Origin of the sequence: Acerihabitans sp. (genome assembly GCF_036398755.1) — a bacterium.
In the GTDB taxonomy this organism is placed as follows: domain Bacteria; phylum Pseudomonadota; class Gammaproteobacteria; order Enterobacterales; family Enterobacteriaceae; genus Acerihabitans.
Map to the genome: position 1 here is coordinate 1 of NZ_DASWOM010000122.1, position 12184 is coordinate 12184.

A 12184-nucleotide genomic window follows, 5' to 3' on the forward strand; every position below is an offset into this window, starting at 1 on the left:
CCACCCAGGATGCCGATACCGATCGCAGCACCGATTGCCGCCAGACCCATCATCACAGCGGCAGCCATGTACAGCAGATCGAGATTCAGGTTTTCCATGACAGTCTCCAGTTTGTTTCAGATTAAACGCAACAGTATTGTAGAAATATCAGTGTTCTTCGGACGCCATCGCAAGATAGACAATCGTCAGCACCATAAAGATAAAGGCTTGCAACGTAATGATCAGTATGTGGAAAATGGCCCAAGGCACATTCAGGATCCACTGCGACCACCACGGTAACAGACCGGCAATCAGAATGAAGATCAACTCACCCGCATACATATTGCCGAACAACCGAAGGCCCAAGGAAACCGGTTTGGACAGTAAGCTCACGCCTTCGAGAATCAGGTTGATGGGTATAAACGCCCAATGGTTAAACGGCTGCATGGTGAGTTCTTTGACAAAACCACCGATACCCTTCATCCGCACGCTGTAAATAAGAATGAGGATAAAGACGCCCAGCGCCATGGATATCGTGATATTCACGTCGGCGGAAGGCACCACGCGCAGCGCCGGCAGTCCCATATAGCGCTCGGCAATGGTCGGCAGCAGATCGATCGGCAGCAAATCCATCAGGTTCATCAGGAAAACCCAAACGAAGATGGTTAGCGCCAGCGGCGCGATAAGTTTGCTTTTACCATGGAACATATCCCGCACGCTGCCGTCGACAAACCCGATGATCAGTTCAACCGCGGTTTGCAGTTTACCGGGAACGCCGCTGGTTGCGCCTTTGGCCACGCGGGAGAAAACCGTTATGAAAATCACGCCGAGCAGTACGGAAAAGAACATGGAGTCAATGTTCAACGTCCAGAAGGTTGCCGGGCCGCCATGGGGATTAACCAGTTCAAAAGTACGCAGGTCCAGCTGAAGGTTGTTCAGGTGGTGGCCTATGTATTCCTGTGGAGTAGAGATTTCTCCTGATGCAGACATGATGCCTCTTACCCTTTGTTGTTAATTACGGCCGGTGCCAAAATCTGCACAATCAGCACCGATAAATAGGTCAGGCCCAATGGAACAAACGCGGCCCTGAACATCCCAAGCGCTACGATAAGCAAAGCTATGGTAGCGACGACCTTGAGCGCCTCTCCGATGGCAAATGACCAGGCGACACGTCCCGCGGCCGGAACTTTCACCTGATGGCGCCAGGTAAAGAGTATAAAAAACACATTCGGCAGCCAGGCCGCCAGCCCACCGCCAGCGGCGGATGCGCCCCAATGCGGGCCGCGCAAGGCAAACAACGCGCTGAACAGGCCCAAGGTCAATAACTGGATAAACAACACTTTTCCAGCAACTTTCCCACCGTAGAGGGATAAGGACATTATTTCACTTCCCCCTACCTGTTCCGGTCAGGCTGAAGGTGTATAAAACTGCCTTTAGCTCGGTGAGTCAAGTGGCGAAAAACGTGCAAATTATACGGGTAGATACTACGAATTCAATGCATAAGTAGCGAAAAGGTGAACAATAATTTAAATCCTCTCGTTTTACCCCTTTTCCCCGTTAAATCGCGGGAATGATACCATGCATAACTTTATACTGCTTGGGCAATTATTGCTTCTGAAACTGTGCGTCTGATCACGTTATGGAACACCAAACTTTATGTCTCCCGGGCGGGCATTTTTTGCCCGGCATCAAAAAAACATTAAAATTATATTAAAAATCAATAAATTATATATTATCTTACTGGAAGTGAACCTTATATCATCACAATCGCGCCGAAGAGTGGCGAGGCGGCTTATTTTCCGCTTAAGCGGTCGGTAATATCACTGACATTTTTGGACACATATATTTTACTCAGTGACTATTAGCCTTAGAACTAAATTACCGGCAGCGTAATATGATAATGTAATGTAAAAATTAAGTAACGGAGATTTGAAATTACGCTTGGGGCAAATGCCGCCATCCTGGAATAGCCGGGCTTATTCTATTCAATGTTTTATTGATAAAAAACAAATTTAGCGCACCCCGATCACCACTAAATGCCGCTCGCCCAGCAATTGCGGCACGGACAGCGTAACCACCGACTCCACAACGAATTTTTCCGGCAACGCCAGGAGTTCCTGCGCCGGCACCTGCCCCTTAAGCGCGTAAAACCGCCCTTGCGGCACGGCCGGCAAATGATGGCACCAGGACAGCATATCGCCTACCGACGCGAAGGCGCGGCTGATTACCCCGTCAAAACCCGCCTCGGGCGCATAGTCCTCCACCCGGCTTTGCAGCGGTTCAATATTATCCAGCCGCAGTTCATGCTGCACCTGGCGCAGGAAACGGATGCGCTTCCCCAGGCTGTCGAGCAGGGTAAAACGGGAATCGGGACGCACAATCGCCAGCGGAATGCCGGGCAAGCCGGCGCCGGTACCCACGTCGATAAAATGCCGTCCACGCAGGTGAGGATTAACCACAATGCTATCCATTATGTGGCGAATCAGCATTTGCGCGGGATCGCGTACCGACGTCAGGTTATACGCCTTGTTCCATTTATCCAGCAGCTCGACGTAGCGTATCAGCTGCCGCTTCTGCCCTTCCGGCAGCGCGATGCCGGCGGCGTCGAGTAATACTTCCAGTTTGGCCTGCATGGCGGGATCCTTAAGAAATGCGCCGGGGCATCTGCCGCCGTGGTTTAAATATGCCGTGGGCAGAAGGGTGATGATCCCTTTTGCCCGCCGGCAAGGTGCATACGCGGTCAAATCAGGCGCTGCGGCGCAGCATGCCCTGCTTTTTCAGCCATACCAGCAAAATGGAGATCGCCGCCGGCGTAATGCCGGAAATGCGCGATGCCTGCCCAATGGAACCGGGTTTGTGATCGTTTAGCTTGGCGATGGCTTCGTTGGACAAGCCTGATACCTGCCGGTAATCCTGTTCCAACGGCAGCAGGGTATTTTCATTGCGCAGCTGGCGGTCGATCTCTTCCTGCTGACGGGTGATGTAACCCGCATATTTAATCTGGATTTCCACCTGTTCCGCGGCCTGCGGATCCGCAAGCGCAGGTGAAAACATCGGCAGCCCGGTCAGGATCCCATAGGTCATTTCCGGGCGCCTGAGCAGCTCTTCGCCGCTGGCTTCGCGTGATAGCGGCGCTTTGAGCAGCAGATTGATGTGTTCTATCTCGGGCGTGCGCGGATTAACCCAGACATCGCGCAAACGCTGGCGTTCGCGCTCAATGCTTTCCAGCTTTTCGCTAAAGCGCGCCCAACGTTCGTCATCCACCAGCCCCAGCTCCCGGCCGGTTTCGGTCAGGCGTAAATCCGCATTGTCTTCCCGCAGCAGCAACCGGTATTCGGCGCGCGAGGTAAACATGCGATAGGGTTCCTTGGTGCCCAGGGTGCAAAGATCGTCAACCAGCACGCCAAGGTAAGCCTGATCGCGGCGCGGGAACCATCCATCCTGGTCATTGGCCAAACGGCCGGCGTTGATGCCCGCCAGCATGCCCTGGGCGGCGGCTTCTTCGTAACCGGTGGTGCCGTTGATCTGACCGGCAAAGAACAAACCGGCAATGTGCTTGCTCTCGAGCGTCTGTTTTAAATCCCGTGGGTCAAAAAAATCATACTCTATGGCGTAACCGGGACGAACGATGCTGGCATTTTCCAGCCCTTTCATGGAATGCACGATTTTCATCTGCACATCGAACGGCAGGCTGGTGGAAATGCCGTTGGGATAAACTTCGTTGCTGGTCAGCCCTTCAGGTTCAAGAAAGATCTGATGGGAATCCCTGTCGGCAAAACGCATCACCTTATCTTCGATGGAGGGACAGTAGCGCGGTCCCACGCCTTCAATCACGCCGGCATACATGGGGCTGCGATCCAGGTTCCGCCTGATCACCTCATGGGTTTGCTCATTGGTATAGGTAATATAACAAGGCACCTGGCGGGGATGCTGATCGACCGACCCCATAAACGAAAATACCGGCAGCGGAACGTCGCCCTGTTGGGTGGCCAGCTGGCTGAAATCGATGGTTCTGGCGTCCAGGCGCGGCGGGGTGCCGGTTTTCAGGCGTTTTACCCGGAACGGCAGTTCACGCAGGCGTTTGGACAACGAAATCGACGGCGGATCGCCCGCCCTGCCGCCGCTGTAATGATCCATGCCGATATGGATCTTGCCATCCAGGAAAGTACCGACGGTCAGCACCACGGCCTTGGCCCTGAATTTCAGGCCCATCTGGGTAACCGCCCCGACCACCCGATCGTTTTCGACAATCAGATCTTCGACCGCCTGCTGGAAGATCATCAGGTTGGGCTGGTTCTCCAGCGCGGTTCGGACAGCGAGGCGGTACAGCAGTCGATCCGCCTGGGCGCGGGTGGCGCGCACCGCCGGCCCTTTGCTGGCGTTTAGTATCCTAAACTGAATGCCCGCCTGGTCGATGGCTCTGGCCATCAGGCCACCCATGGCGTCAATTTCCTTGACCAAATGACCTTTTCCGATGCCGCCAATCGCCGGATTGCAGGACATTTGTCCAAGCGTATCAATATTATGCGTCAACAGCAGGGTCTTGCAGCCCATCCTGGCCGCCGCCATGGCCGCTTCGGTGCCGGCATGGCCGCCGCCGATGATGATGACGTCAAATTGATCGGGATAAAACATGGTAATTCTTCCTCGCATGGGGCGAACCATCGTCGGGAGCCGTTGGGAAAATGGATTCTACTCGACTTTGCGGGTGATACAAGCCCCGGGGATCCGCAGGTAATTAAAGAAAGATCTTTTTATTTAAAGATCTCTTTATTATGTCTACTACTAGGATCGCGATCCTCTGTGGATAAGCCGCTAAACCCCAGCAAGATCAGATTATTGCAAAGGATCATTAGCTGTGAATGATCGGTGATCCCAACCGGTATAAGCTGGGATCAAGATCGGCACTTATCCACTGGTTGAAAAACAAACAAAGGTTATACAGTGGATAAGTACCGGTTATAGGCGGGTTTTAAGCATACTTATACACACAAATACGGTGATATTTTTTTAATTTATATTAAGTCGATCCAGGTCTTCGCCCACTCTTCCGCCGGATCCTCGGGGATTTCATGCTGGGTAATGTCGATCTTTAATATCTCGCCGATTCGCACCGCGCCACGGGCGATCATCTGACGATCGATAGCATCGATCGCACCGCAAAAGGTATCGTATTCGCTGCTGCCGATGCCGATCGCGCCATATCTGACGTTGGCAAGCGACGGTTGCTCTGTTTCCAGTTGTTCAAACAGCGGCTGCAGATTGTCCGGCAGGTCGCCCGCGCCATGGGTCGAGGACACAATCAGCCACAACCCCTGCACCGTCATCTCTTCCAGTTCGGGACCGTGCAGTACATTGGTGGTATGCCCATGATTTTCAAGAATACCGGCAATATGTTCCGCCACGTACTCGGCGCTGCCCAAGGTACTGCCGCTGACGATCGTTATATCGGCCATAATGGTTCCGTTTGAACAAAGAGCCGATATTGTACGCTGTGTATCGCCTGGGATCTACCTGTGGATAATAGGGGTATAACAATTTCCCGTTAGGGGACGATCGTACGGCTGATGGGGTTCTGCAGCGAGATCAGCGTTTCCGTGGACTGGATTTCGTCGATAGTCTGGATCTTGTTGATAAGAACTTCCTGCAGGGCATCTATGGAGCGGCACATGACTTTAATGAAAATGCTGTAATGGCCGGTGGTGTAATAGGCTTCCACCACTTCCTCCAGGGCATCGAGCTTTTTCAGCGCCGAGGGATAGTCTTTGGCGCTTTTAAGGATGATGCCGATAAAGCAGCAGACGTCGTAACCCAGATGCTTTGCGCTGACGTCCACCCGGGCGCCGGTAATAATACCCGCCTGCTTCATCTTCTCCACCCGTACGTGGATCGTGCCGGCGCTGACCGCCAATTGCTTGGCCAGCTCGGCATAGGCGGTACGGGCATTGGCCATTAGCGCCAGTAAAATGGCGCGATCGAGCGTATCTATCTGATAATTTTCCGGCATTATTTCCTCTTTCTTGATAATGGCTACCCGCGGGACGATCAACCGCCCCGGCGACCGCCTTTCATTCCTGGCGACGCCAGCGCCGTAACAATCTCTGTTTCAGGCCGGTGTCGAAGCGCCAGATATGATCGAATATCTTCAGAATACCCGGTTTTCCCAGGGACGACAGGGCAACGGCATGGAAACGCTGAAGCTGCCGCCGCTGATGCTGTTTTATTCTGGCGATCAATTCGTCCGGTAAACGCTGGGCGATAAAATCGGAAATCACCACCGCGTCCGCGTCCCGCCATTCCGGCGTGTCCAGCCGATCGGCCAGGGCGGCGATACAGGCGGTCAAATCGGTGCCGCCGCTAAAGCGCTGGCCGAGAAAACGGATCGCCTGTTCCAGCCCGGACAGGGCGCTGAGTTCATAGCTGACCATGCCGGTGGAAAATAGCGTAATAAAGCAGCGCCGATTATCCGCCAGCGCAATTCGCATCAGCGCCAGGCAGAACGCCTTTGCGCACTGTTCGTTGAAGCCGCCCATCGAGCCGGACGTGTCGACGCAGACGATAAAAGGTCCGCGCGGCTGCGGTTGCCGCTGCTCGCCCTGCGTCGACTGTTTTACCACCCGCTCCCGCCAGCCCTCGCCCTGGAGGCGATAGGTCAATAAGCGTTTCTCCAGTAAACGACGATAAAATTCATACTCCAGCTCGTCAATGCCAAGCGTCGCCAGCTCGGTGGGCAGCAAACGCAGCAGATCGTCGCTTTGGTGGATGCCGCTGACCTCCTCGGGCTGTACCATGGGTTCGAGCACCCGCAATCGTATCCATTGTTGCGGTGCCTCGGGAGCGGCGGCGGCGTGGGCTTCCCGGCTACGCCCCAGGCTTTCCGCCAGACGGCGTAATTCCGGCTGACGGTGTAAAAACTCGCCGTAATGGACCAACTGCCGGTAATCCTGCCGCTGTCTTTGCGCCGAGGTCATGTCCCACAACCGGCCGGCCGCGGCTTCGTTTTCCACCATCAGGGGCGCCAGCGCGCCGCTTGCCGCCAGTTGCTGCGCCAGTTCGTCGAGCAGCAGCTCACGTTCGCTATCCAGTAGCTGATGGTGCAATGTGACCGCCCGCAGCGTCAGGTCAATGCGCCAGCGCTGTAAAAATAGCGTTTGAAAGCTTTCCTGCGGGCGCGCCCTGGCAAAAGTCGCGGCCGCGGCCAGGTTTGCGGCCTCGGGATAAAACGGGGATGAGAGACGCTTTAGCTGTTCAAGGGTAGTGGCAAGGGCGGTTCTGAATTCGTCTGGCGAGAACAGTTGGCATTGCTGGCATTGGTAAAACTCCGTGGCCAGTGCGGGCGAAACCCGTGTTTCCAGTAAGACCCGCTCCAAACGTTGCCGGATAATCGGCATACGTTTAAGCAAGGCTGTTTTGAACAGCGGGTATTTTTCCATGAAAACGGCTAACTGCGGGCTGGCAAGCAGCGTCAGGATAAAATCATCCAGCAGCTCGCCTTCATTAATGGATAAAAATAAGTCCAGGGTGCTTAAGGCCAGCACGATGGATTAACCCTGTCCGGCTTGCAGGAGTTGACGGGACACTTCCAGCAGGCTGTCTTCTATTTTCGCCACCCACTCGCGGGGGATAAAAAGGCAGGCCTGCTGTTCGCTGAAACGGGCGCGCTGCTGATGATACTGACGTTCCACGGCGGCCAAAGCCTCCTGCAGGGCCTGCGGCAGTTCCGTGGGCTGTTGTTGCCCTTCCGGCGCCAAGAGCGAGGCTTGCCGGCTGATATCCAATATTTCCAATTGCCGGCTGGCGTTAATACGCGCCTCAAGGGGTTGGGCAAAGCCGATATTATTCAACCGCCCCTTTAACACCGTTTCTTTAAGCAGCCACTGCTGCAGGGCTTCGCGCTCCAGGGTGATATGGGTCACCTTGACGTCATGCAGCACCAGCGGAGTTTGCAATACCAGCCTCAGGGTATGCCCGGACAGCGACTCGGGCAGGGTATAAACCGGCTTTCGATGTATCAGCCCTTTGCGCGATTCAAACACCAGGGCGTGTTGTTGATTCTGCCGGCGACGGTGCGCCAGCTTTTCCCGCTCGATATCCTGCATCTTCAACAGCATTGATTGTTGTTGATAACCCTGCTCGATAAGCAATAGCTCTACCTGCTGCTCCACCAGCCGCAGGCTGTCCGGATCGTGCCACAGACAGTCCTTCAACAGGATAATATCAATCGGGGCGATGGCCGGCCGGTCGCTGAAAAACGCGCTTGCCCGCAGCAGGCGCAACGCTTTTTTCCACCGCCGGTCGGACACGTAAGGCGCCTGCGCCAAGGCATCCAGCCGCTGGCGCAGCAGGTAGATCAATTCAAAACATTCCGCGGGCAGGCTGACGCGGTCTATTTTCGGCTGCCACGCCTGATACTCTTCATCGCTGACACCCAACCCCTCGGGCAACGCCGGTTCCCCGCCATCGGATGTGTGGATAAGCAAAGCCTGGAAATTGGCTTTCTCTTTAACCCGGTGCAGCCATAAGCGGATCAGCATCCGGTCATACAGCGCTTCCAGCCCGCTGTCGTTATCCGGTAACTCGTTGGAAGCGGTTATCAGCAGCCGCATCGGCAGAACCTGTTCGGTATCGCCGTTGCGAAAACGCCGCTCGTTAATCGCCGTCAGCAGGGTATTTAAAATGGCTGGCCCGGCTTTCCATATTTCATCAAGGAAGACAATTTCCGCTTCCGGCAAATAGCCTTTCGTCAGGCGATGATAGCGCCCATCCTCTTTCAGGGCCTGGATGGATAGGGGGCCGAACACTTCTTCCGGGGTGGAAAAGCGCGTCATCAGATAATCAAACGCCCGCGCATGGCTGAACGCCAGTTTAAGACGGCGCGCGATTAGGCTTTTGGCGATGCCGGGCGGTCCCAATAAAAATACGCTCTCGCCGCATAACGCCGCCAGCAGGCACAGACGAACGGTATGCTGGCGTTCGTACAGTCCGCTTTCCAACGCGCTGCTCAGGCGATAAATTCTCTCAACCAGCGGGGATGAATGAGCCATAATAAATGTCAGATCCCGGTTAATTATGATGACGCAACAATAAACTACCGCTTTTTATAATGATAGGGCTGAAAACAGGATGGGTACGGAGGAATTTCCTCCCGGCGGTCTGGTTTCGATGGCAAGAAAGAAGATATTAGATTAGGTATTCTGCTAGTTTCATGCATACTGTGCGCTTTTTGATGAGCTATGGATCAAGCCCACCAAACGCTACGGATACATTACAGCGCGAAGAGGTTATGAGTAGAGAGAATAAGCAATCCCTATCGGCGGTAACACTGGCCGCTATCGGCGTGGTTTATGGAGATATCGGCACCAGTCCTCTATACACCCTGAGAGAATGCCTGGCAGGGCACTATGGCTTCGGCGTTGAACGTGGCGCGGTGCTTGGCTTCCTGTCGTTAATCTTCTGGCTGCTGATCCTCATTGTTTCCTTCAAATACCTGTCCTTCGTGATGCGGGCCGATAACGCCGGGGAAGGCGGTATCTTAACGCTGATGTCGCTGGCCGGCAGGAACACGTCGGCGCGCATGACGTCGGTGCTGGTTATCATGGGTCTTATCGGCGGCAGCTTTTTTTACGGCGAGGTGGTGATTACCCCCGCCATTTCGGTGCTGTCGGCCATAGAAGGGCTGCAAATCGCCGCGCCGTCGCTTGATACCTATATAGTCCCCTTATCCGTAGCCGTTCTGACGCTGCTGTTTCTTATTCAGAAAAAAGGCACCGGCGGTATCGGCAAACTGTTCGCGCCGGTGATGGTGGTGTGGTTTCTGGCCCTGGCGGTACTGGGCGCGCGCGGCATCATGGACAATCCGGAAGTGCTGTACGCCCTGAACCCCCAATGGGCGGTTAGTTTTTTTATTCAATATAAAACCATCTCGTTTTTTGCCCTTGGCGCGGTGGTGCTGTCGATTACCGGCGTGGAAGCGCTGTATGCCGATATGGGCCATTTCGGCAAGCTGCCTATCCGTATCGCCTGGTTCAGCGCGGTCCTGCCCTCGCTGGTATTAAACTATTTCGGCCAGGGGGCGTTATTGCTTAAGTACCCCGCGGCCATTAAGAACCCTTTCTTTTTACTGGCGCCGGATTGGGCGCTGATTCCATTATTGATTTTAGCCACCCTCGCCACGGTAATTGCTTCCCAGGCGGTCATTTCCGGCGTCTTTTCCCTGACCCGGCAGGCGGTGCGCCTGGGTTACCTGCCGCCGATGCGCATCATCCATACCTCGGAAATGGAATCCGGCCAGATCTATATCCCCTTTATCAATTGGCTGCTGTACGTTGCGGTGGTGCTGGTGATAATGAGCTTCGAGCATTCCAGCAACCTGGCGGCGGCCTACGGTATCGCGGTAACCGGCACCATGGTGCTGACCAGCATCCTGTCCTGTACCGTCGCCATCAAAAACTGGCACTGGAACCGTTTGGTGGTGCTGGTCTTGCTGATATTGCTGCTGGGGATGGATATTCCGATGTTTGCCGCCAACGCCCTCAAGATTTTCTCCGGCGGCTGGCTACCGCTGTTGCTGGGTTTCCTGATGTTTATCGTGATGACCACCTGGAAGAGCGAGCGATTCCGGCTATTGCGCAGAATGCATGAGCACGGTAATTCCCTGGAGGCGCTGATCGCCTCGCTGGAAAAATCGCCGCCGGTCAGGGTAGCGGGTACGGCGGTATTTATGTCGCGGGCGATGAATGTGATCCCTTTTGCGTTACTGCATAACCTCAAGCACAACAAGGTGCTGCATGAGCGCGTGGTGCTGCTGACGCTGCGCACCGAAGACGCGCCGTTCGTGCACAACGTGCGCCGCGTAACCATAGAACAGCTTTCGCCGACGTTCTGGCGGGTCGTCGCGAGCTACGGCTTTAAAGAAACGCCGGATATGGAAGAAATTTTCCATCGCTGCGGCCTGGAAGGACTGTCGTGCCGAATGATGGAAACCTCATTCTTTATGTCCCATGAATCGCTGATCCTCGGTAAGCGCCCCTGGTATCTGCTGGTGCGGGGCAAACTGTTTATCGCTTTAAGCCGCAACGCCCTGCGCGCGCCCGATCAATACCTGATTCCGCCTAACCGGGTTATTGAGCTGGGCACACAGGTGGAAATCTAGGCCGCCGTCGCTCCGGTCGGCGGGTGAGCCAATGAGCCTCCCATGGAACGCGCCGCCGGGTCCCCTATGACTAATCGTTTCCGGCCAGCAGCAGCCGGCAGGCCGTCATGGCCTGCTGTGAATCGGAGGCCAGAATGGCATCCACGATTGCCTGATGCGGCTCGGCCTTGACGTTTTCATCGCTGACAATGGCGCGAAAGTAGTTCTGATAGATGGAACTGAACAAATTGGCAAAGGATGACAGGAACGGATTGCCGCTGATTTCATAGATATGGCGGTGGAACTGGGCATCGATGCTTATCCAGCGTTCACGGTCAAAATGCGCATGCAGCAACTGCATCTCCTCCATCAGCATCACCAGTTTATGCTTTTCCTCATCGGTGGCATTCACCGCCGCCAGCGCGCAGGCCTGCGGCTCAAGGCTGGTGCGCATCACCAGGAAGTGTTCCATCACCCCTTCAAAATTCTCGCGGGTGACCCACCAGCTCAGCAGTTCCTGGTCGAGGAAATTCCACTGGTGTCGCGGCAAGATGCGCGTGCCGATACGCGGCCTGGGCAAGAGCATGCCTTTTGCCGCCAATATTTTCACCGCCTCCCTGACCGCGGTGCGGCTTACGCCAAACAGGTCGCCCAGTTCGATTTCGCCCGGCAGGATATCGCCGGCGGCATACTCTCCCGCCAGGATGCGTTGTCCCAGCTTCTCAGCCAGAAGATAGGAAAGGTTTCGTTGTGCGGCCTGTTGTTGCGTCGTCAAATGCATAGTGTCCCGTCCCATGCTGTTTTGAATGTGCTTATCTTATGCCTGCGCGCGGCTATATGGCGGGTTAATTGCTGTAAATGTAATCGCGATCCCTGAATTTATCCGAGATTTGCTGAAAAATAAACCGATTGGCTTGTTTTTGCCAATTAAGCCTTGTCAGGCTGGGGAAAGTCCCTATAATGCGCCTCCACTGACCGGGAATAAACGCTTACGCGGCGCCGGGTCGGGAAGGGAAAAGCGCCCCGCCGGGGCAAATAAAAGCTTGACTCTTCAGCGGGAAAACGTAATATACG

At 54.9% G+C, this 12184-nt stretch carries 10 protein-coding genes and 2 pseudogenes; 2 read left to right on the forward strand and 10 right to left on the reverse strand.

The window, feature by feature from the left end; translation table 11 throughout:
- From VGC33_RS20135 to ravA, 9 genes and pseudogenes are all read right to left on the reverse strand, one after another.
- Positions 1-98, reverse strand: a pseudogene (locus VGC33_RS20135) (F0F1 ATP synthase subunit C); the annotation flags it as partial.
- A gap of 49 nt (positions 99-147) precedes the next feature.
- Positions 148-969, reverse strand: coding sequence for a F0F1 ATP synthase subunit A (gene atpB / locus VGC33_RS20140; protein ID WP_331122554.1), 822 nt, complete (start codon positions 967-969; stop codon positions 148-150).
- Positions 970-977: 8 nt separating this feature from the next.
- Complete coding sequence (gene atpI, locus VGC33_RS20145; protein WP_331122555.1) at positions 978-1358, reverse strand: F0F1 ATP synthase subunit I; 381 nt, start codon at positions 1356-1358, stop codon at positions 978-980.
- Between the two features lie 633 nt (positions 1359-1991).
- Entirely contained in the window at positions 1992-2612 is a 621-nt protein-coding gene (rsmG, locus tag VGC33_RS20150; RefSeq protein ID WP_331122556.1) for a 16S rRNA (guanine(527)-N(7))-methyltransferase RsmG, read from the reverse strand.
- A gap of 112 nt (positions 2613-2724) precedes the next feature.
- A complete protein-coding gene (gene mnmG, locus VGC33_RS20155) occupies positions 2725-4614 on the reverse strand; it encodes a tRNA uridine-5-carboxymethylaminomethyl(34) synthesis enzyme MnmG (protein WP_331122557.1) in 1890 nt (629 codons plus the stop codon).
- A gap of 380 nt (positions 4615-4994) precedes the next feature.
- Entirely contained in the window at positions 4995-5435 is a 441-nt protein-coding gene (gene mioC / locus VGC33_RS20160; protein ID WP_331122558.1) for an FMN-binding protein MioC, read from the reverse strand.
- 89 nt (positions 5436-5524) lie between these two features.
- Positions 5525-5986 carry a transcriptional regulator AsnC gene (gene asnC, locus VGC33_RS20165; protein ID WP_331122559.1) on the reverse strand — a complete coding sequence of 154 codons (462 nt, stop codon included), beginning with the start codon at positions 5984-5986 and terminating at the stop codon, positions 5525-5527.
- 61 nt (positions 5987-6047) lie between these two features.
- Positions 6048-7517: an ATPase RavA stimulator ViaA gene (gene viaA, locus VGC33_RS20170; protein WP_331122560.1), complete on the reverse strand. Its 1470-nt coding sequence runs from the start codon at positions 7515-7517 to the stop codon at positions 6048-6050.
- Between the two features lie 6 nt (positions 7518-7523).
- Positions 7524-9023 (reverse strand): ATPase RavA, encoded by a 1500-nt coding sequence (ravA, locus tag VGC33_RS20175; RefSeq protein WP_331122561.1) that lies wholly within the window; start codon positions 9021-9023, stop codon positions 7524-7526.
- A gap of 239 nt (positions 9024-9262) precedes the next feature.
- On the opposite strand from ravA, the gene kup reads away from it, so the two are divergent.
- The gene (gene kup, locus VGC33_RS20180; protein ID WP_331122562.1) at positions 9263-11131 is read left to right on the forward strand and encodes a low affinity potassium transporter Kup; all 1869 of its coding nucleotides are present in this window, start codon (positions 9263-9265) and stop codon (positions 11129-11131) included.
- Between the two features lie 70 nt (positions 11132-11201).
- Here kup and VGC33_RS20185 read toward each other — a convergent pair whose 3' ends face one another.
- A complete protein-coding gene (locus tag VGC33_RS20185) occupies positions 11202-11891 on the reverse strand; it encodes a FadR/GntR family transcriptional regulator (protein WP_331122563.1) in 690 nt (229 codons plus the stop codon).
- A gap of 25 nt (positions 11892-11916) precedes the next feature.
- Between VGC33_RS20185 and VGC33_RS20190 the strand changes: the two are divergent.
- Positions 11917-12184 (forward strand): annotated as a pseudogene (locus VGC33_RS20190) (hypothetical protein); the annotation flags it as partial.